The sequence below is a fragment of the Enterobacter sp. SLBN-59 genome (assembly GCF_024807915.1).
In the GTDB taxonomy this organism is placed as follows: Bacteria; Pseudomonadota; Gammaproteobacteria; order Enterobacterales; family Enterobacteriaceae; genus Enterobacter; species Enterobacter asburiae_B.
The window spans coordinates 781,571-802,448 of the sequence record NZ_JANUFI010000001.1 but is presented as its reverse complement, the minus strand read 5'-3'; the positions used below and the strand labels follow the sequence as shown (position 1 = coordinate 802,448).

Genomic DNA, 20,878 nt, shown 5'->3' with positions numbered 1-20,878 from the left:
GAGATGAAATTACGCGCGTTAGTTGTCGGCATGGGATTGCTGTGTACTTTTTCTTCCTTCGCGGCTACCGAGCTGCGTTACGGGCTGGAAGCGGAATATCCGCCGTTTGAGAGCCGCAATGCGGCGGGCGAACTGGAAGGGTTTGACGTTGAGCTGGGGAATGCCATCTGCAAAGCGGCTGCGCTGAAGTGCAGCTGGGTTGAAACCTCCTTTGATGCGCTGATCCCGGGCCTGGTGGCGAAGAAATTTGACGCCATCAACTCGGCGATGAACATCACCGAGCAGCGCCGCAAGAGCATTGATTTTACCCAGCCGATCTACCGTATTCCGTCGCAGCTGGTCGGCAAGGCAGGTACGGCGGTTGAGGCAACCCCAGAAGGGCTGAAGGGGAAAACCATCGGCGTGCTGCAGGGATCCATCCAGGAAACCTATGCCAAAGAGCACTGGGAAAAGCAGGGTGTCACCGTGGTGTCTTATAAAGATCAGAATATGGCCTGGGGCGATCTGCTGAATGGCCGTATCGACGCCTCGCTGGTCATGTCCGCGGCCGGGCAGGCAGGTTTCCTCAGCAAGCCGCAGGGGAAAGGGTTTGGCTTCATCGGCAAACCGGTGTCTGACGACACTATCCTCGGCAGTGGGATCGGTTTTGGGTTGCGTAAGGGTGACGAGGCCACCAAAAAGCAGCTTGATGCCGCGATTGATAAAGTACGTGCCGACGGCACGATCGCTAAACTCGCTGATAAGTACTTCCCGGGTATCGATGTCAGCGTAAAATAACCGCCTCATTAGCCCCGTCAGCTGATGTCCTGACGGGGCATTTTTAATACACTTCATCCTTCAAGCTGCCTCTGCGTTGGCTGCGTCTGTTCACCCCAGTCACTTACTTAAGTAAGCTCCTGGGGATTCTCAGACTTGCCGCCTTGATCCAGCATGAATGATTTTGTGTATTTACTGTTTTTTACACCACTTTCGGGCCGTTCTGGTCGACAGAAAATATTTCTCACTTTGTTCATATAATCACCGGCCAACAATTGGATTCTTAACCATTTTTGTTTAGGCTGTGCGTTCTTTCTTGCCGTCATTTCGCCGAGCGCGAAACACATTCACACGACCATAAGGACGTTTTTCCAGGCATGAATCGCAGACGTTTTCTAAAAGGCTCGCTGGCAGTGGCAGCCCTGAGCGGCACATCTGGCCTTGCTTCCCTGTTTTCCAAAGCGGCATACGCTGCCGACTCTGACATTGCTGACGGCCAGAGCCGTCGTTTCGACTTCTCCGTACTGCAATCCATGGCGCATGACCTGGCGAAAACCCCGTGGGGTGGCGCGCCGCGTCCGCTGCCGGACACGCTGGCAACCATGACGCCGCAGGCGTACAACGCCATCCGCTACGATGAAAAACAGTCACTGTGGAACAACATTGAAGGGCGTCAGCTGGACGTGCAGTTCTTCCACATGGGGATGGGGTTCCGCCGCCGCGTGCGGATGTTCTCGCTGGACCAGTCAACCTCTATGGCGCGCGAGATCCACTTCCGTCCGGAGCTGTTCAGCTACGGTGAAACGGGTGTGGATACCAAGCAGCTGGAAGGGCAAAGCGATCTCGGCTTTGCGGGCTTCCGCGCCTTTAAGGCGCCTGAGCTGGCGCGTCGCGATATTGTCTCTTTCCTGGGCGCGAGCTATTTCCGCGCGGTAGATGACACCTACCAGTACGGCCTTTCCGCGCGCGGTCTGGCGGTAGACACCTTTACCGACACGCCGGAAGAGTTCCCGGACTTTACCGCCTTCTGGTTTGAAACCGTCAAGCCCGGCGACACGACTTTTACCGTCTACACGCTGCTGGACAGCCCGAGCATCACCGGCGCCTATAAATTCGTGATCCACTGCGAGAAGAGCCAGGTGATTATGGAGGTGGAAAACCATCTCTATGCGCGGAAGGACATCAAGCAGCTCGGCATCGCGCCGATGACCAGCATGTTCAGCTGCGGCAATAACGAACGCCGCATGTGTGACACCATTCACCCGCAAATTCATGACTCCGACCGCCTGGCAATGTGGCGCGGCAACGGGGAGTGGATCTGTCGTCCGCTGAACAACCCGCAGAAGCTGCAGTTTAACGCCTATATGGACAAAAACCCGAAAGGGTTCGGCCTGCTGCAGCTCGACCGCGATTTCTCGCACTATCAGGACGTGATGGGCTGGTATAACAAACGCCCGAGCCTGTGGGTTGAACCGCGTAACGACTGGGGTAAAGGCGCGGTTGGCCTGATGGAGATCCCGACCACCGGCGAAACGCTGGATAACGTGGTCTGCTTCTGGCAGCCGGAAAAAGCGGTGAAGGCGGGCGACGAGCTGGACTTTAAATATCGTCTGTACTGGAGCGCCATGCCGCCGGTGCGTTCTCCGCTGGCCAACGTCTTCGCCACCCGTACCGGTATGGGCGGCTTCCCGGAAGGCTGGGCACCGGGCGAAAATTACCCGAAAGTGTGGGCCCGTCGCTTTGCTATCGACTTCGTCGGTGGCGACCTCAAGGCCGCTGCGCCAAAAGGCATCGAGCCGGTGATTACGCTCTCCAGCGGTGAAGCGAAGCAGGTTGAGATCCTCTACGTTGAGCCGTTTGACGGCTATCGCATCCTGTTTGACTGGTACCCAACCTCGGATTCGACGGAGCCGGTGGATATGCGCCTGTTCCTGCGCTGCCAGGGCGATGCCATCAGTGAAACCTGGCTGTACCAGTATTTCCCACCGGCGCCGGATAAACGTAACTACGTTGACGACCGGATAATGCGTTAACGATCGATTCCCTCTCCCTTTGGGAGAGGGTTAGGGTGAGGGGCAATGACCGCAGCAAAATCCGAAATTATCCCGGTATCTGACGCTCTCGAGCTTCGCGCCGTCGAAGAGCGCTACGCCGCCGATCTGCATAATCTCGTCGTCAAAAACAAAACCTTTCTGCAAACCGCCTTTGACTGGGCGCAGCACGTGGGCAGCGAGGACGATACCCGCCGCAACGTGCAAAGTAACCAGATGCTGCACCAGCGCGGCTACGCCAAAATGTTTTTGATATTCAAGAGTGATGAACTGGTCGGCGTGCTGTCGTTCAATACGATTGAACCAGCCAACAAGGCCGGGTACATCGGCTACTGGCTGGATGAAAGCCATCAGGGGCAGGGCATTCTCTCCCGGTCACTGCAGGCGTTTATGCGCTACTACGTCGAACGCGGGGAGATCCGCCGTTTTGTGATCAAGTGTCGGGTGGCGAATCAGCACAGCAACAGCGTTGCCGTGCGTAACGGTTTTACGCTGGAAGGATGCCTGCGGGAAGCGGAATACCTGAATGGCCGCTTTGACGATGTGAATATCTACGGGAAGATCTACGCCCTATAACGCTCCCAGCAGCGGGGTGCGGGTGATGCGCTGGTCGCCGTTAATCACTTTTTCGCCGCGCAGGTGAATGCTCTCCCCGGTAAACGCTTCGATGACCGCATCATCGGTGATTTCAACCCGGTGCTCGATGAGTACATCCCCGCTGATCCTCGCGCGTCCCTGGATCACCACTTTGTCATCCAGCATGATCGGCCCGCCGCGCAGCCAGGCCTGACCGCCAATCAGAACGTGGTGCTTGATGACGCAGTTTCCCTCCACCACGGCATTCTCCGCAATCTGAGAGCTGTAGCGCACCGTCGGAATAGCATCGTCGTCATAACCGGCAATCACGCGGGCGTTGCCATAGACCTTTGCGCAGTCGCACACCCAGACGTTATTCAGGTCGTTACCTTCGAGGATGGCGTTGTCGAATACTTCGGCGCGGTGCTCAACAAAGGCAAAATTCACCATCGCTTCGCCGTAGATTTGCGCCTGGTGCACAATGCGCGACTGGCTGACGGTGGCCTTATCGTAGATTTGCAGGATCTGGTCATGGTCCGGCGTCAGCCCTTTGGCGGCGATGATAACGCTGTTGTGCAGAATGCGGGCGTCGCCGTAGAGATGGCACTCGCCCCTTACGCAGGAGTGCTGAATGGTGACGTTGTCACTTATACGCGCGCCGTGGCTGACTTCTGCCGCGTCCAGCCAGCAGCTGCCGCTGATATTCGCATCGTGACTAACGATGCACGGCAGGGTAAGACGCGCGTTGCCGGACACGGTTGCACCGGCGAACACCACGCTGTTTTCGTCGTAGATCCAACAGTCGCCGTCCTGCGCGAGGGCGCGCTCATCGTCAACCCAGCCGCCTTTCGTGCCGGCCGTCACGTCGTTAAAATCCACTGTCGCGATAATCTGCCGCAGCGTGACGGAGCGGGTAGTTTCGCCGTTTTTCCATTGCCAGGGGCGGGTTTCGTCGCTAAGGCGATATTTTTTCATCTTTTGGTCTCTGATAAGCGTCTTAACTAAACGTAGCAAATTTTTCGGTTTTCGAGCGGCTGGCAACCAGACGGTAAACGCCTTAAAATGGCATTCAGGATGCACTTTAAACTTATGCAGGCTCAGGAAAAAAAATAATGACCGTTGATGAGAATTACTTCACAGAGAAATATGGCTTAACCCGCACCCATTCAGAGGTGCTGTTCAGTGCGGCAAGGATTAAACCGGGCAAAACGCTGGATCTGGGCTGCGGCAACGGCCGCAACAGCCTTTATCTGGCGGCCAACGGTTACGAGGTGACCGCATGGGACAAGAACCCGATGAGCATCGAGAATATCGAGCGCATTAAGGCGGAAGAAGGGATCGATAACCTCCACACGGCGATTAAAGATCTCAACAACCTCAGTTTTGACGGCGAGTACGATTTCATTCTCTCCACCGTGGTGCTGATGTTCCTGGAGTCAAAAACCATCCCGGGACTTATCGCCAACATGCAGCGCTGCACCAGGCCCGGCGGCTACAACCTGATTGTTGCCGCGATGGACACGGCGGATTACCCGTGCACCGTCGGCTTCCCGTTTGCGTTCAAAAGCGGTGAGCTGAGCAACTACTACGAAGGCTGGGAGTTGCTCAAATACAACGAAGACGTTGGCGAACTGCACCGCACCGACGAAAACGGCAACCGCATCAAGCTGCGCTTTGCCACGATGCTGGCGCGCAAGCCCGCTTAGCGGGCAGCAAGCAGGCAGATCTGCAGGGCGGTGTTGTAAGACGCCTCGAACGACGACAGCGGCAGGAATTCAAACTTCGAGTGGAAGTTATGCGCGCCGGTGAAGAAGTTCGGCGTGAGCAGCCCTTTTGCCGAGAGCGCCGCGCCGTCGGTACCGCCGCGCATGGGCGTCGGCTTCGGCGTGATGCCGAGTGATTCCATTGCCTCGAACATCAGATCGATGGCGCGCCTGTCTTCACCAATCGCATTGCTGATATTGCTGTAGGTATCTTCAATGCGATAGTCCACCCTGGCCGTTGGATGTTGGGCGGCAATCAGCGCGGCTACGTCGGCAATCTGCTGCTTGCGCGCGGCAAAGCTGTCCTTGTCAAAGTCCCGGATATTGGCCTTAAGAATGGCCTCGTTCTGACCGGCCTGAATGCCGTTAAACCAGATATAGCCCTCACGTCCCTCGGTGCACTCCGGCGTTTGCTGGCGGTCAAAATGGTTGATGTAGTCAGTCGCCATCAGCAGGGGATTCACCAGCACGCCTTTGGCGGACATCGGGTGCGCCGTTACGCCGGTAAAGCGGATTTCAGCGGCTGCCGCATTAAAATTCTCGTAGACAATTTCTCCCAGCTCGCAGCAGTCGATGGTCCAGGCGAAGTCGACGTCAAAGCGCTTAAGGTCCAGCGCTTTTGCACCGTTCAGGCCGATCTCTTCGTCAGGCACAAACGCCACGACGATATCCCCGTGCTGATGTTCCGCCGTCAGGTTTTCCAGCACCGTCATGACCACCGTGACCGCCGATTTATTATCCGCGCCCAATACGCTGGTTCCGTCGCTGAAAATAATCTCCTCATTAGGATAAGCCAGAATTTCAGGATGCTCTTTAACCCGCAGCCAGATGTCTTTCTCTTTATTCAGACAGAGATCTTCACCGGTAAAGGTTAATATTTGTGGATGAATATCCGGTGATAATCCCACGTCCACGGTATCAATATGGGTAATAAAGCCGATGCGCGGCGCGCCGGGCACGTTGCCTTTTTTTACCGCCGTTACCGTAGCAAATTCATCAATCACAATGTCGTCTAACCCCAGCTGTGCCAGCTCCTGCGCCAGCTCCCGCGCCATGTCGTGCTGGCCCGGCGTTGAGGGCAGGGTTTTGACTTTGGGATCGCTCTGGCTGGTGATCGCGAGATAGCGGAAAAAACGGTGCGTTAATTGTCTGGAAAGCGGCGAGCCCATAGTGATTTATTCCTTATTTATTTTTCAGGTGTTTGCCACATCACTTTAATGTTATTTATGAAATGGCAAAAGAATTAATTAGCCGTCGAATTAAAAAGACAGGAATAAATGATGAAAAGCAAACTCACAACTATAACGCTGGCGCTTGCTGCACTCACGGTCAGTTCCACCGTCGCCGCGAAAACGCTGGTGTATTGCTCCGAGGGATCGCCGGAAAACTTTAATCCTCAGCTATACACCTCGGGAACCAGCGTGGACGCCAGCGCCGTGCCGGTCTATAACCGGCTGGTTGATTTCAAACCCGGCACCACGGAGCTGGTGCCAAGCCTGGCGGAGCGCTGGGAGGTGAGCGACGACGGCAAGGTTTACACCTTCCATCTGCGTAAAGGCGTCAAATTCCAGAGCAATAAATCCTTCACGCCGACCCGCGACTTTAACGCCGACGACGTGATTTTCTCGTTTATGCGCCAGAAAGACGTGAATCATCCGTATCACAACGTCTCTAACGGTAGCTATTCCAACTTCGAAAGTCTGGAGTTTGGCAGCCTGATTACCGGCATTGATAAAGTTGATGACCACACCGTTCGCTTTACCCTGGCGCACCCGGAAGCGCCGTTTGTCGCCGATCTGGCATGGTATTTTGCCTCGATCCTGTCCGCTGAATATGCCGACGCGATGCTCAAAGCGGGCACGCCGGAGAAGGTGGATATGGAGCCTATAGGTACCGGGCCGTTTAAGCTGGCGCAGTATCAGAAGGATTCGCGGATCCTGTTTACGGCGTTCGACGAATACTGGCAGGGGAAATCGAAGCTGGATCGGCTGGTGTTTAGCATCACGCCGGATGCCTCCGTGCGGTTTGCCAAAATTGAGAAGAACGAATGTCAGGTGATGCCGTTCCCGAACCCGGCGGACCTGCCGCGCATGAAGGCGAACAAAGACATCAACCTGATGAGCAAAGCCGGACTGAATACCGGCTTTCTGGCGTTCAATACCCAAAAGCCGCCGCTGGATAACGTAAAAGTCCGTCAGGCGCTGGCGATGGCCATCAATAAGCCGGCCATTATTGATGCGGTTTTCCACGGCACCGGCACTGCGGCGAAGAACCTGCTGCCGCCGGGCGTCTGGAGCGCAGACAGCGAGCTTAAGGATTACGATTACGATCCTGAAAAGGCGAAAGCGCTGCTGAAAGAGGCCGGTTTTGCCAACGGCGTGAGCGTCGACCTGTGGGCGATGCCGGTGCAGCGTCCGTACAATCCAAATGCGAAACGCATGGCGGAGATGATTCAGGCCGACTGGGCGAAAATCGGCGTACAGACCAAAATCGTCACCTACGAGTGGGGCGAATATCTGAAACGCGTGAAGGGCGGGGAACATCAGGCCGCGCTGATGGGCTGGACGACCGCAACGGGCGATCCCGACAACTTCTTTGGTCCGCTATTTACCTGTACCTCGGCAAACGGTGGCTCAAATTCGGCGAAATGGTGCTATAAGCCCTTCGATAACATTATTGCGGAAGCAAAATCAACCACCGATCGCGATAAACGCGTGGTGCTGTATAAAGAGGCTCAGCAAATAATGCATGATCAAATGCCGGCGGTGATGATTGCGCATTCAACCATTTTCGAACCGGTGCGCAAGGAGGTGACGGGCTATGAAATTGACCCGTTTGGCAAACATCTGTTCTGGCAACTGGATATAAATCAGTAATTTTTCACTGCCCGGCACGCTTCCGGGCAGTCATTTCGCAATTTGTGCTCTCCGCATCATTTTTTGTCACAACAAACCCGCCGGTCTTTTGCTATAACTTCAAATGCATACTTGCAGATAACATGGAAAACTATCATGCGTACTCAAACTTTTTTTAAAGTTGCAGTGCTTACTGGTCTGTTGGCGTTGGCGGGCTGTTCTTCAAAAGTCGCGGCTCCCGAACAATATTCTGGCTTTTTAAAAGACTATTCAGGCTTGCAGCAGACGACGTCTGCGACGGGTAAACCAACGCTGCGTTGGGTTGATCCTTCTTATAACGAAGCTAATTACGACAGTATTCTCTGGACGCCGATTACTTATTATCCTGCGCCTAAACCGACCACTCAAATTGGTCAAAAAACGCTTGATGAGCTGTTGAATTACACCAATAACAAAATGAAAACCGCTATTGGTACCCGTAAGCCAGTTGTGACCACGCCGGGTAAACACAGCCTGATTTTCCGCGGTGCAATTACCGGGGTGAGTTCGCAGAAAGAAGGTCTGCAGTTCTATGAAGTGGTGCCGGTCGCGCTGGTGGTAGCCGGTACGCAGATGGCAACCGGGCATCGCACCATGGATACGCATCTCTTCTTTGAAGGCGAACTGATCGATGCGGCCACCAACAAACCGGTCATGAAAGTGGTGCGTAAAGGCGAAGGTAAAGATCTGACCAACGAAAGTACGCCGATGACCTTTGCAACGCTGAAGCAGGTTGTTGATGACATGGCGACGGACGCCACCATGTTTGATGTGAAAAAGACCGCGAAATAAAATAAAACGGCCTGCGTAATGCAGGCCTTTTTATTTACGCCATTCGTAAGCGTCTGAACCAGGTTTCTGGTTTGGTAAACATCACCATATTTCCCCCCAGAATCAGCAATAACCCCACAATACCGTTGATATGCCAGACGTAGCCTTCATACACCGTAGAAATGGACAGCGCCACCAGCGGGAAGAGCAGCGTACTGTAGGCCGCTTTGCCCGGACCGATACGTCCCACCAGCGTGAAGTAGGCGCCAAAGGCAATCACCGAACCAAACACGGCCAGATAGAGCAGCGCGCCAATGTAGCTGACGGTCCACTCTGGCGCGAAGCTGTCGCCTCTGACCAGGGCAATGCAGCCCATCACCAGCGTACCGTAGAGCATCGCCCAGGCGTTGGTGGCCATGGTTTCAAGGCCTTTGCGCTGGTGACGCATGCTGATCATATTGCCCAGCGAGAAGCCGTAGGTGCCGAGCGCGGAGAGACCAATTCCGGTCAGGAGCGACGCGCTCCAGCCGCTGGCCAGCAGATCGTCCCAGAAGAGGGTGACGATCCCAGTCAGGCCCAGTGCCGCCGCCGTCCAGAAACGCGCGGGCGGGCGCTGCCCGAAGAAGATAAAGCTGTTAATGGCGTTATAGAGCACGGCCATGGAGAAGATCACCGATTCCAGCCCGGTGTTGATGTGCGAGGCTGCGGCGTAAAAACACCAGAAGTTAAAGCAGAAAACGCAGCATCCCTGGAGCATACAAAAAAGGTGATCCCGCAGCGCCAGCTGGCGCAGGCGGCGCAGGGCGATTAATACCACCATCATCGTGAGGCTGGCGACGGCGAAACGCCAGAAAATAGAGACGGGCGCCGCTACGGGACCCTGCTGCAGGAAAATCGCAATCCAGGTGGTTCCCCAGATGACCACCACCAGTCCGTATAATAATGCGTTCATATTTTTCTCTTCTCAAACCACGGAAGCCCGCAGTATGCCGCTGAGATCGGTCAGGGGCTTTCACCGGCTTGCGGTCGACTTGCAAAATCTTGCGCTTTTTTCTTTCCCGGGGGCTGGCAACGGGAGACAACTCTTCTTAGACTGATATTCCAGTCAATCACGCGCTTACGGTCATGTCTCACGCTTACGATACCTTTGAAACGCTTTGCCAACAGAATGCGGTCCTGCGGGAAACCGTCTCGCTGAATTCGGGCATTCAGCTGGCAGCGTGGTACAACAAGCACGATACGATAACGGTAAAAAGTAACCACCATACTCTGAGCCTGTACGTGGCGGACGGCTACGAAAGCTACCAAAAAACGCCGGGCGGCTGGAAGAACGGCGGGGGGCCGGACCGCTTCTGCTTGATGCCAAAAGAGAGCGAATCGACGTGGGATATCCGTGATGACCTGTCGTTTGTGCATCTCTACTGCACCGATGAACACCTGCGCGACGTGGGGGAAAAGATCTGGGACAAGCGACCGCTTTCGCTGACGCTCGACGAGCGCATTTTTGGTAGCGATCCGAAAATCACCGCGCTGTATCGCCAGTTTTTGCTCGGCTGCGACTGGCAGCAGCACGCTAACCAGCTCACCCTTAGCACGGCCTCTACGCTGCTCCTGACCCATCTGCTGCAAAACTACTCTAACGTTCAGTGGAAGCTGCCGGTCGTCACCGGCGGGCTATCGCCATTCGTACTGCGTAACGTGCTGGCCTTTATCGAAGAGAACCTCGGGCAACCTCTGACGCTGGCTGAACTGGCGGCGCAGGCCGCCCTCAGCGAATACCATTTTGCCCGCATGTTCCGCCAGTCGACGGGGCTGGCGCCGCATCAGTACGTGATGCAGAGGCGAATGGAAAAAGCGAAGGCGCTGGTGCAGAACACGGCGACGCCGCTAACGGACATCGCGCTTGCCTGCGGGTTTAACTCCGCCAGCCACTTCAGCAACCGCTTTCGCAGCGCGACGGGCATGACGCCTTCGCAGCTACGCGCGGCGAGCGCGTGAAAACAGGGCATAGCACACGCCGCCCAGCACCAGCCCCCAGAATGCCGAACCGATGCCGAGGATCGTGACGCCGCTCGCGGTCATCAGGAACGTGACGATGGCCGCGTCGCGCTCCGCCTCGTGGCTCAGTGCCTGATATAAACTCCCGCTAATGGTGCCCAGCAGTGCCAGACCGGCGAGCGTCTGGATCCAGCTGAGCGGCAGAGCGGCCATCAGCCCGGTAATCGAGCCGCCGAAAATCCCCGCCAGCAGATAAAATCCTCCGGCTGCGATGGCCGCCAGCCAGCGTTTACCGGCATCCGGATGCGCATCCGGGCTTTGACAAATGGCGGCAGTAATGGCCGCGATGCAGATAGAAAAGACGCCAAAAGGGGATAACAACAGCGCCAGCGCTCCCGTAACGATGATGAGCGGCGAGACCGCCAGCGGATAACCGGAGGCTTTCATCGTGGCGAACCCCGGCGCGTTTTGTGAGGCCATAGTCACCAGGAAGAAGGGCACGCCAATACTCACCAGGCTGGTGAAGGTGAACGTGGGGGCGATAAACTCAGGCATCACAAGCGAGAGCGTGAGCTTATCAGTGACAACGTCACCGCCCGCCCATGCCACGATACCGCCGACCAGCAGCGTGACCACGATGGCGTAGCGCGGTGCCAGCGCTTTTGCTATCAGCCACGCCGCAATCATGCTGCCGCACAGCAGAAAGTGCCCCTCAAGATGCGCAAACGCGTGCAGGCCAAACTGCAGCAACACGCCTGCCAGCATGGCGGCAGCAAGCGAATGGGGGATCAGCCTCATCAGACGGGCGAAGAGCCCGGTGATGCCGCAAAGTAAAATGAGCGCGTTAGCAAAGATGAACACGCCGATCGTTTCCGGCAGCGTTACGCCGTGCAGGCTGGTGGCGAGCAGCGCCGCGCCGGGCGTTGACCAGGCGGTCAGCACCGGCGCTTTGTACCACCAGGAAAGCGCCAGCGTGCTGACCCCCATCCCGATCCCCAGCGCGGTCATCCAGCCTGCGATCTGCTGTGCGCTGGCACCAGCCGCCGCGGCAGCCTGCCAGATGATGGCGGCCGAGCTGGCGTAACCGACCAGCACGGCGACAAATCCAGCCAGGGCGACTGGAACAAAGTGAGAGGAAGGGCGCATGAAAACTCCGTTGTGCGTTATAACGTCCGATATAAGGTAACACTGTGCGCTATAGCGTACAAGTGGTATGCTGATCGCCATCAGGAGGGACTATGGACATCACACTACACCTTGCAACAACGCTGAAAACGCTGCGCCAGGCGCGCGGCTGGAGTTTATCGAAGCTCGCGGACGAGACCGGCGTGTCAAAAGCGATGCTGGGACAAATCGAGCGCAATGAATCCAGCCCGACGGTGTCGACGCTGTGGAAAATTGCCACCGGGCTGAACGTGCCGTTTTCCGCGTTCATCACGCCAGAGGCGGACCGGCAGGCGGTGTTTGACCCGCAGCAGCAGGCGATGGTGGTCAAACCGCTTTTTCCGTGGGACGAGACGCTCGGGTTTGATTATTTCTCCATCACGCTGGCACCCGGCGCGCTGAGTGAATCCACGCCGCATGAGGCCGGGGTGATTGAACATGTGGTGGTGGTCAGCGGCGAGCTGGAGATGAAGCTTGACGGCACGTGGCAGACGATTTCTGCCGATTCGGGCGTCCGTTTCGCCGGCGATAAACCGCACGCCTACCGCAACAGCAGCGACCGGACGGTGCATTTTCACTCCCTGATTCATTATCCCCGCTGACGCTACGCAAAACTGTTTCGCTGGCGCATACTTCTGACTACAATAGCCGCCATTTTGACCATAACGGATAACGACGAAGTATGCGCCTGCAATCCCATCATCTTGAACTTTTAAGCCCGGCCCGCGACGCCGCCATTGCCCGTGAAGCGATCCTTCACGGCGCTGATGCCGTCTACATTGGCGGCCCGGGCTTCGGTGCCCGCCATAACGCCAGCAACAGCCTGAGCGATATTGCTGAACTGGTGCCGTTCGCCCACCGCTTCGGGGCGAAAGTGTTCGTGACCCTGAACACCATTCTTCATGATGATGAGCTGGAGCCTGCGCAACGTCTGATTACCGATCTCTACCAGGCCGGCATTGATGCCCTGATCGTCCAGGATATGGGCGTGCTTGAGCTGGATATTCCGCCCATTGAACTGCATGCCAGTACCCAGTGCGATATCCGCACGGTCGAGAAGGCGAAGTTTCTCTCCGACGTCGGCTTTTCGCAGATCGTTCTGGCGCGCGAGCTGAACCTGAATCAGATCCGCGATATTCACCAGGCGACAGACGCGACGATCGAATTCTTTATCCACGGCGCGCTGTGCGTGGCTTACTCCGGTCAGTGCAATATTTCCCACGCGCAGACGGGCCGCAGCGCCAACCGCGGCGACTGTTCTCAGGCCTGCCGCCTGCCGTATACCCTGAAAGACGATCGGGGCCGCGTCGTGGCGTTCGAAAAACACCTGCTCTCCATGAAGGATAACGATCAGACGGCCAACCTGGGCGCGCTGATCGACGCGGGCGTGCGTTCCTTCAAGATTGAAGGGCGCTACAAAGATATGAGCTACGTGAAGAACATCACCGCGCACTATCGCCAGATGCTGGACGCCATCATCGAAGATCGCGGTGACCTGGCGCGCGCGTCGGCCGGGCGCACCGAACATTTCTTTATTCCGTCGACGGACAAAACGTTCCACCGCGGCAGCACGGACTATTTTGTGAATGCCCGTAAAGGGGATATCGGCGCGTTTGACTCACCGAAGTTTATCGGTTTACCGGTGGGCGAAGTGCTGAAAGTGGCGAAAGATCACCTTGATGTCGAAGTGACGGAACCGCTGGCGAACGGCGATGGCCTTAACGTGATGATTAAGCGTGAGGTCGTGGGCTTCCGTGCCAATATGGTCGAGAAAACCGGCGAGAACCGCTACCGCGTCTGGCCGAATGAAATGCCCGCCGATCTCTACAAGGCTCGGCCGAACGCGGCGCTTAACCGTAATCTCGATCATAACTGGCAGCAGGCGCTGCTGAAAACCTCCAGCGAACGTCGTATCGCCGTGGACATTGAGCTGGGCGGCTGGGAAGAGCAGCTGATTCTGACCATGACCTGCGAAGACGGCATCAGCGTGACGCATACGCTTGATGGTCATTTCGAGGTGGCAAACAACGCCGAAAAAGCGCTTAACAGCCTGAAGGATGGCGTGGCGAAGCTGGGCCAGACGATCTACTACGCGCGCGCGATCGACGTGGCGCTGCCGGACGCGCTGTTCGTGCCAAACAGCCTGCTTAACCAGTTCCGCCGTGAAACGGCAGAGATGCTGGATGCCGCGCGCCTGGCGCAGTATCCGCGCGGAAGCCGTAAAGCGGAAACCGTCCCTGCGCCAGTCTACCCGGACACCCATTTATCCTTCCTCGCCAACGTCTACAACCATAAAGCGCGTGAATTCTATCATCGCCACGGCGTGCAGCTGATCGACGCAGCCTATGAAGCGCATGAAGAGAAGGGCGATGTGCCGGTGATGATCACCAAGCACTGCCTGCGCTTTGCGTTTAACCTGTGTCCTAAGCAGGCGAAAGGGAACATTAAGAGCTGGAAGGCCACCCCCATGCAGCTGGTAAACGGCGATGAGGTTCTGACCCTCAAGTTCGACTGCCGTCCTTGCGAAATGCATGTGATTGGTAAGATGAAAAACCACATCTTCAAAATGCCGCAGCCCGGCAGTATCGTGGCGTCCGTCAGTCCGGACGATCTGATGAAAACGCTGCCGAAACGCAAGGGCAGCTAATTACCGAACGTGCGTGTCCGGTTTGCGCGACTTCTGCCACAGGTGGTGCTCGCGCAAACCCTCCGCCGACTCTTCCGCAGCGCTTCGCAACTCATCGCTGTCGGCTTCATGACGAAGCTGATGCGCCACATTCTTGACCAATAAATATTCGTGTCCTTTGTGCCCGGCCATAAGCTGGCCGGAAAACAGCGCACAGATAAGCATGACGAAAGATAACCCTTTTTTAATCATGGATTCACCGCTGAAAAAGAATGCGGGATAATCATGTCGATTATTTTTTAGGGTTATTATTCAAAAATTAAAATTAGCGAAAAGAAAATGTCAAATAATGTGGGTTCGGAATTACGGCTAAGATATTTCCTAAAAAAACCATGACGCTTTGTAAAGTATCATTTCTGGACCTCAATTAGATATTTGCATTAAGGATAAACCTTATATAATAGTTAGTCTCTGGCTAAGGAACAGGTCATTTCTAAATGAAAAAAATAATAGCGCTTGCGCTTCTGGCGGTTGCTGTTGTGGCCGCTGCAGGGATTCGTTATGCAGGTAATGACGAACCAGAATATATTCGTTCTGCGGAAATTCGCGTGGGTTCCTATTTAACCAGCGATTATGGTGGCGTTGCCTGCTCCAGCAAAAAAATAAACGATCGGCGCTGGGAATTAGATTGTACTCATCAGGCAAGAGGAAAAACATTCCAGTTTGCGGTGTATCCCTCTGAAAAAGCACCTTATGGTGTCGCCCGTTCCTTTTATCTTGAAGCCCTTAATGACGACGCAAAACAGAGCGCTGAGCAGGGGCTTATGCGTTATTTGCAGATCAATACTCATGCAGGTTAATAAGGTTGTTTAGCGTTCGTTAAGACAACAGGTGTTAGGTTGTAAGGGATCCGCAGCCCGGCCACGGAGTGTCGGGACGTAGAGACCAAAACACAAATCTATCCATGCAAGCATTTACCGCCAGTTATTGGCGGTTTTTTTTTGCGCAGGCCGTCGCGATGGTTTTATGGCATCAGCCGATAATGTGACTGCACCAGACCCGAAGGGAAACTGCGGCTTGATACAAGCGTTAAATCGATATCCTGAGGAAGGGTTCCGAACAGCGGTTTTCCCGCTCCGAGCAGGACAGGAACGGTAGCGATCACCATATCGGCCACCAGCCCTTCGCGCAGGAATGACTGGATCACCTGTCCGCCATCGAGATAGACCCGATGAACGTTCTGCGCAGCGAGATCGTCCAGCACCTCCTTTGGCGTGCGGCAAGAGAACTGCACTTTTCCCTTCAGCGCCTCCGGCACGGGCGTACCGGCCAGCTGTCGGGAGAGTACCAGCACGGGCCGTTCATAAGGCCATGCGTCAAAGGTCAGTACCTTCTCATAGCTACCCCGGCCCATCACGATCCACTCTTTGTCCGCGATGAACGCCTCATAGCCATGATCTTCTGCGGGATCGTCTCGCTGCAGCAGCCAGTCGATATCGTCATTCTGTCGGGCGATGTAGCCATCAAGACTAACCGCGATAAAAACGTGTGTAGTGACCATCAGGTGCTCCGTATTACGAAAATTAAAAAATGAATCTTCCTCTTAGCGGAGAGGGGCCCCTTTGTAAACGTGTATTCTGAAGCAATAAGACTGTCTTCAGAATAATGACAGACTTACAGCGATGCCCTGGTCCGGCTGTAAATCGCCGAAGCGTTTCCATAAGGCAGGGGCGAGGCGCAGGGATGCGCCGAGAGGGCGTGGCCTGCAGGGATGCAGGCTCATGCCCGACCCGATAGCCTGAAGGAATAAGCTGAGGGCACCGCGAAGCGGCGATTTACCGCCGGGAGCCCGGGTCGCCAGGGTGGTGGCGATTGAGCCACCCTGGCACGTTCACAGGTTATGTCGTTAAAGAATAGCAAGGAACATAAAGTGAACGGAATGACCACCAGAGCCGTATGTTCCCCCTCACCCCAGCCCTCTCCCTCAAGGGAGAGGGGGGCGTCCGTGCAGGCATTATTTTGTGGGGAACCCTCAACCGTTAGCGAGCAGTACCCGGACGTGAAAATTGTTTGCGATACTGAGCCGGGGAAAGCGCGAACTGCTGGCGAAAATGATGACGCAGTGTCGACGCCTGACCAAACCCGGTCTGTTCAGCGATGCTGTCGATGCTCAACCGGCTGCTTTCCAGATAATCTTTTGCTCTCAGCAGGCGCTCATTGATTAACCAGCGCGCGGGCGTCGTCCCCGTTGCCGCCTCGAAGCGACGAAGGAAGGTGCGCTGGCTCATTCCGACCCGACGCGCCAGGGAGTCGACGCTGTGCGCCTCGATAAGATGCGTGTGCAGAAAGTCAAACAGCTGGCCGAGACGCTGGCTTTCCCGCAGCTGGGCTACCGGGCGGCTCAGCTGCTGTGGCTGTGAACCATCCCGGTGAGGGGGAATGACCAGCCGACGCGCCACGCTGTTGGCGGTTTCCATGCCATAATCCCGCCGCACCACGTGCAGACAGAGATCGATTCCCGCCGCGCTGCCCGCAGACGTCAGAATATCGCCTTCGTCCTGGTAGAGCACATCCTCAACCACGTCGATGTCAGGGTAGCGGGCTTTCAGCGCGTCAATGTAGCGCCAGTGGGTTGTGGCTTTGCGGCCGTTCAGCAGCCCCGTAGCGGCCAGCACAAACACCCCCGAACAGATGGAGAGCAGCCGGCATCCTCGCGCGCTGGCCTGGCGTAGTGCCTCGCAGAGCGCGTCCGGAACCGGTGAATCCAGCCCCCGCCAGCCGGGAACCACAATCAGGTCCGCAGACGCAAGCAGGCTTAAATCACCATCGGTAACGATGCGGATCCCGCCAGTTGCCCGAAGTTCACCGCTGTCCACGCTCGCCACCGCAAAACGATACCATTCATCGCCAAGCTCGGGACGCGGCAGGCCGAAGATCTCCACCGCTACGCCAAACTCAAAGGTACACAGACCGTCATACGCCAGCACGACCACCTGCGGGCGGGCAATTTGTCTTAAGTTTGTCATCTTTTTGCTGTTTTCTGGCATAAGCGAACGCATTCACGGGCTGAATTTGTGGATAGAGTAGTGTTAACACAAACGCCAAAGATGAGGAAGGATCATGAGCTATGTTACTGAATTTCCGGCTGCCGAGCCGCAGGAAGCCGTTACCCATTTTCTGCGCCGCCTGAGCGTTGAAACCGACTGCGCGGATGTGCATCACGCCATCGCCAATAATGAGCAGGACTTCGTGCTGCTGCACGTGGTGGGCAGCCCGGAGCAGTTTGCCCGCCGTCACGTGCCCGGCGCACTGCACCTGCCGCGGAGCCAGATGACCGCCGAGCGCATGGCCCAATGGCCTGAAGGCACGCTGTTCGTCGTTTACTGCGCAGGGCCGCACTGTAACGGCGCGGACAGAGCCGCGCTGAAGCTGGCGCGCCTCGGGCTGCCGGTCAAAATCATGCTCGGGGGGATCACCGGCTGGGAGGATGAAAAGTTCGCCTTTGCCAGCAGCGAAACCGCCGTCGCCCTGTGAAGATGAATTTTTTTCAACACCCGTGAAATTTTCTCGTTTGCCGGAACAGGACAGGTATGACATCTTTTTTGGACATTTAGACATCCAGAAGTCTAAATATTCAAATAATGAATTATCACTGCTGGCAATTATCGCCGGCAGACTGAGGAGATTTCCATGCAACGACAGCACGCCCCGTACCGCGCCGATGTAGTCGGCAGTTTTTTACGCCCGGATGCCATCAAAGAGGCTCGCCTGAAGTTCGCCAGCGGCGAAATTGACGCCGGACAGCTTCGCGCGGTAGAGGATGATGCCATTCGCCACGTCGTTGAGCAGCAGTGTGCGTGCGGCCTGCATGTGGTCACCGACGGTGAATTCCGCCGTGCCTGGTGGCACTTCGACTTCTTCGACGGTCTGCAGGGCGTTGAGCGTTACGATTCGCAGCAGGGCATTCAGTTCAACGGGGTACAAACCAAAGCCCACGGCGTGCGCGTCACCGGCAAGCTGGGCTTTGGCGACCACCCGATGCTCGAAGATTTCCGTTACCTGAAAAGCATCAGCGGCAATGCTCAGCCGAAGATGACCATTCCCAGCCCGAGCGTGCTCCATTTCCGCGGCGGCCGTAAAGACATCGATGCGACGGTCTACCCGGATCTGAATGACTATTTCGACGATCTGGCGACCACCTGGCGCGACGCCATCCGCGCATTTTACGACGCGGGCTGCCGTTACCTGCAGCTGGACGACACCGTCTGGGCCTATCTCTGTTCGGACGATCAGCGCCGTCAGATCCGCGAGCGCGGTGACGATGCCGATGAGCTGGCACGCATCTATGCCCGTGTCCTGAACAAGGCGCTGGAAGGCAAGCCGGACGATCTGACCATCGGCCTGCACGTCTGCCGCGGTAACTTCCGTTCAACCTGGATTTCCGAAGGCGGCTATGAGCCGGTGGCGGAAGTGCTGTTCGGGACGGTCAACGTTGACGCGTTCTTCCTTGAATACGACAACGACCGCAGCGGGGATTTCGCGCCATTGCGCTTCGTTCGCCCGGGCAAGCAGCAGGTGGTGCTGGGCCTGATCACCACGAAAAACGGCGAGCTGGAGAACCCGGAGGGGATTAAAGCCCGTCTGGAAGAGGCGGCGAAATACGTGGCAAAAGAGCAAATTTGCCTCAGCCCGCAGTGCGGCTTTGCCTCTACCGAAGAGGGCAACAGCCTGAGCGAATCCCAGCAGTGGGATAAAGTCCGTCTGGTCACGCAGATCGCCAGCGAAGTCTGGTAAAGCCTCTTCCACAGCGCTGCATTATAAAAGTGCAGCGCTGTGCCATTCTGAGACGTTCTCTTTACATCCCGCGTTCCCCCTCCAGAAATAGCGCTACCTCCATTCTGGCATCCTTTTTGCTCCTGCTTCGCTGACACATTTTTTTCCGCGTCCACGCCGTAACGGACGTTTTCGCACAGCGTTCTTTTTCAGGAGTGAAAATATGCAGCGTCGTACCTTATTAAAAGCCTTTGCGTTATCCGCGTCCGTCGTGACGATGGGAATGAGTTTTGGCGTGCAGGCGGCCGATACCATCAAAGTGGGGATCATGCATTCTCTTTCCGGCACCATGGCCATCTCCGAAACGCCGCTGAAAGACGTCGCGCTGATGACCATCGACGAGATCAACGCGAAAGGCGGCGTGCTGGGTAAAAAACTGGAGCCGGTGGTGGTGGATCCCGCCTCAAACTGGCCGCTGTTTGCCGAGAAGGCGCGCCAGCTGTTAAGTCAGGATAAAGTGGCGGTGGTATTCGGCTGCTGGACGTCGGTATCGCGCAAATCCGTGCTGCCGGTCTTCGAGGAGCTGAACGGTCTGCTGTTTTATCCGGTGCAGTATGAAGGCGAAGAGATGTCGCCAAACGTCTTCTATACCGGCGCCGCGCCGAACCAGCAGGCCATCCCGGCGGTGGAATACCTGATGAGCGAAGACGGCGGCGCGGCGAAGCGCTTCTTCCTGCTGGGTACGGACTATGTTTATCCGCGCACCACCAACAAGATCCTGCGCGCTTTCCTGCATTCGAAAGGGGTGGAGGATAAGGACATCGAGGAGGTTTACACCCCGTTCGGTCATAGCGACTACCAGACCATTGTCGCTAACATCAAGAAATTCTCCGCGGGCGGCAAAACCGCCGTGGTGTCGACCATCAACGGCGATTCCAACGTACCGTTCTATAAAGAGCTGGCTAACCAGGGGCTGAAGGCGACCGACGTGCCGGTGGTGGCGTTCTCCGTGGGCGAAGAAGAGCTGCGCGGGATCGACACCAAACCGCTGGTCGGCAACCTCGCGGCGTGGAACTACTTCGAATCCGTGGATAACCCGACCAACCAGGCCTTCGTGGCGGATTACAAAGCCTATGCGAAGGCGCATAAGCTGCCGAACGCCGATACCGTGGTGACCAACGACCCGATGGAAGCGACTTACGTGGGGATTCATATGTGGGCGCAGGCGGTGGAAAAAGCGGGTACTACCGACGTGGATAAAGTGCGTGCGGCGATGGCTGGCCAGTCCTTTAAGGCGCCGTCAGGCTTTACGCTCACCATGGATGCCACCAACCACCATCTGCATAAGCCGGTCATGATCGGCGAAATCGAAGGCAACGGTCAGTTCAACGTGGTGTGGCAGACGGAACAGCCGGTACGCGCCCAGCCGTGGAGCCCGTTCATCGCCGGTAACGATAAAAAGCCCGACCAGCCGATGAAAACCGCCAGCAACTAAGCCATCACCAG

At 56.4% G+C, this 20,878-nt stretch carries 20 protein-coding genes; 13 read left to right on the top strand and 7 right to left on the bottom strand.

Features of this window, described 5'->3' with window-relative positions:
- Positions 1-3: 3 nt before the first annotated feature.
- The 3 genes from M2422_RS03760 (at position 4) to rimL (ending at position 3,383) form a co-directional block, all read left to right on the top strand.
- Entirely contained in the window at positions 4-777 is a 774-nt protein-coding gene (locus tag M2422_RS03760) for a transporter substrate-binding domain-containing protein (protein ID WP_025756391.1), read from the top strand.
- Between the two features lie 356 nt (positions 778-1,133).
- Positions 1,134-2,789, top strand: coding sequence for a glucan biosynthesis protein D (locus M2422_RS03755; RefSeq protein WP_033145508.1), 1,656 nt, complete (start codon positions 1,134-1,136; stop codon positions 2,787-2,789).
- Between the two features lie 45 nt (positions 2,790-2,834).
- The gene (rimL, locus tag M2422_RS03750) at positions 2,835-3,383 is read left to right on the top strand and encodes a 50S ribosomal protein L7/L12-serine acetyltransferase (RefSeq protein ID WP_033145509.1); all 549 of its coding nucleotides are present in this window, start codon (positions 2,835-2,837) and stop codon (positions 3,381-3,383) included.
- On the opposite strand, the gene ydcK is transcribed toward rimL, so the two are convergent.
- The gene (gene ydcK, locus M2422_RS03745; protein ID WP_259139977.1) at positions 3,378-4,358 is read right to left on the bottom strand and encodes a YdcK family protein; all 981 of its coding nucleotides are present in this window, start codon (positions 4,356-4,358) and stop codon (positions 3,378-3,380) included. The genes rimL and ydcK overlap by 6 nt on opposite strands.
- A 134-nt stretch (positions 4,359-4,492) precedes the next feature.
- On the opposite strand from ydcK, the gene tehB reads away from it, so the two are divergent.
- On the top strand, positions 4,493-5,089 hold the full coding sequence (gene tehB, locus M2422_RS03740; RefSeq protein ID WP_155739938.1) for a tellurite resistance methyltransferase TehB: 597 nt from the start codon (positions 4,493-4,495) through the stop codon (positions 5,087-5,089).
- On the opposite strand, the gene pepT is transcribed toward tehB, so the two are convergent.
- Positions 5,086-6,315 carry a peptidase T gene (pepT, locus tag M2422_RS03735; RefSeq protein WP_064672485.1) on the bottom strand — a complete coding sequence of 410 codons (1,230 nt, stop codon included), beginning with the start codon at positions 6,313-6,315 and terminating at the stop codon, positions 5,086-5,088. The genes tehB and pepT overlap by 4 nt on opposite strands.
- A 111-nt stretch (positions 6,316-6,426) precedes the next feature.
- Between pepT and M2422_RS03730 the strand changes: the two genes are divergently transcribed.
- The gene (locus M2422_RS03730) at positions 6,427-8,022 is read left to right on the top strand and encodes an ABC transporter substrate-binding protein (protein WP_064672486.1); all 1,596 of its coding nucleotides are present in this window, start codon (positions 6,427-6,429) and stop codon (positions 8,020-8,022) included.
- Positions 8,023-8,157: 135 nt separating this feature from the next.
- On the top strand, positions 8,158-8,832 hold the full coding sequence (locus M2422_RS03725) for a DUF3313 domain-containing protein (protein WP_047060838.1): 675 nt from the start codon (positions 8,158-8,160) through the stop codon (positions 8,830-8,832).
- A gap of 34 nt (positions 8,833-8,866) precedes the next feature.
- On the opposite strand, the gene M2422_RS03720 is transcribed toward M2422_RS03725, so the two are convergent.
- Positions 8,867-9,763, bottom strand: a complete 897-nt coding sequence (locus M2422_RS03720) for a DMT family transporter (RefSeq protein ID WP_064672487.1) — start codon at positions 9,761-9,763, stop codon at positions 8,867-8,869.
- Positions 9,764-9,936: 173 nt separating this feature from the next.
- On the opposite strand from M2422_RS03720, the gene M2422_RS03715 reads away from it, so the two are divergent.
- Positions 9,937-10,809, top strand: coding sequence for a helix-turn-helix transcriptional regulator (locus M2422_RS03715; protein WP_032657103.1), 873 nt, complete (start codon positions 9,937-9,939; stop codon positions 10,807-10,809).
- Here M2422_RS03715 and M2422_RS03710 read toward each other — a convergent pair.
- On the bottom strand, positions 10,789-11,955 hold the full coding sequence (locus tag M2422_RS03710; RefSeq protein WP_064672488.1) for a benzoate/H(+) symporter BenE family transporter: 1,167 nt from the start codon (positions 11,953-11,955) through the stop codon (positions 10,789-10,791). The two genes, M2422_RS03715 and M2422_RS03710, sit on opposite strands and share 21 nt — an antisense overlap.
- Before the next feature lie 92 nt (positions 11,956-12,047).
- Here M2422_RS03710 and M2422_RS03705 point away from each other — a divergent pair, with 92 nt between their 5' ends.
- Together M2422_RS03705 and M2422_RS03700 are read left to right on the top strand one after the other, a co-directional pair.
- Entirely contained in the window at positions 12,048-12,575 is a 528-nt protein-coding gene (locus M2422_RS03705) for a helix-turn-helix domain-containing protein (protein WP_023311758.1), read from the top strand.
- A gap of 80 nt (positions 12,576-12,655) precedes the next feature.
- Positions 12,656-14,620 carry a U32 family peptidase gene (locus tag M2422_RS03700; protein WP_064672489.1) on the top strand — a complete coding sequence of 655 codons (1,965 nt, stop codon included), beginning with the start codon at positions 12,656-12,658 and terminating at the stop codon, positions 14,618-14,620.
- Here M2422_RS03700 and M2422_RS03695 read toward each other — a convergent pair whose 3' ends face one another.
- The gene (locus M2422_RS03695) at positions 14,621-14,851 is read right to left on the bottom strand and encodes a DUF2554 family protein (RefSeq protein ID WP_033145520.1); all 231 of its coding nucleotides are present in this window, start codon (positions 14,849-14,851) and stop codon (positions 14,621-14,623) included.
- Between the two features lie 245 nt (positions 14,852-15,096).
- Here M2422_RS03695 and M2422_RS03690 point away from each other — a divergent pair, with 245 nt between their 5' ends.
- Complete coding sequence (locus M2422_RS03690) at positions 15,097-15,459, top strand: hypothetical protein (RefSeq protein WP_033145521.1); 363 nt, start codon at positions 15,097-15,099, stop codon at positions 15,457-15,459.
- Positions 15,460-15,623: 164 nt separating this feature from the next.
- On the opposite strand, the gene M2422_RS03685 is transcribed toward M2422_RS03690, so the two are convergent.
- Together M2422_RS03685 and ftrA are read right to left on the bottom strand one after the other, a co-directional pair.
- Positions 15,624-16,160 (bottom strand): dihydrofolate reductase family protein, encoded by a 537-nt coding sequence (locus tag M2422_RS03685; RefSeq protein WP_064672490.1) that lies wholly within the window; start codon positions 16,158-16,160, stop codon positions 15,624-15,626.
- A 478-nt stretch (positions 16,161-16,638) separates the two neighbouring features.
- Positions 16,639-17,646, bottom strand: a complete 1,008-nt coding sequence (gene ftrA / locus M2422_RS03680) for a transcriptional regulator FtrA (protein ID WP_167819207.1) — start codon at positions 17,644-17,646, stop codon at positions 16,639-16,641.
- Between the two features lie 73 nt (positions 17,647-17,719).
- On the opposite strand from ftrA, the gene M2422_RS03675 reads away from it, so the two are divergent.
- The 3 genes from M2422_RS03675 (at position 17,720) to urtA (ending at position 20,867) form a co-directional block, all read left to right on the top strand.
- Positions 17,720-18,133 carry a rhodanese-like domain-containing protein gene (locus M2422_RS03675; protein WP_047060853.1) on the top strand — a complete coding sequence of 138 codons (414 nt, stop codon included), beginning with the start codon at positions 17,720-17,722 and terminating at the stop codon, positions 18,131-18,133.
- Between the two features lie 156 nt (positions 18,134-18,289).
- Positions 18,290-19,393 (top strand): cobalamin-independent methionine synthase II family protein, encoded by a 1,104-nt coding sequence (locus M2422_RS03670; protein WP_064672492.1) that lies wholly within the window; start codon positions 18,290-18,292, stop codon positions 19,391-19,393.
- A gap of 202 nt (positions 19,394-19,595) precedes the next feature.
- On the top strand, positions 19,596-20,867 hold the full coding sequence (gene urtA, locus M2422_RS03665) for an urea ABC transporter substrate-binding protein (RefSeq protein WP_033145526.1): 1,272 nt from the start codon (positions 19,596-19,598) through the stop codon (positions 20,865-20,867).
- Positions 20,868-20,878 lie beyond the last annotated feature (11 nt).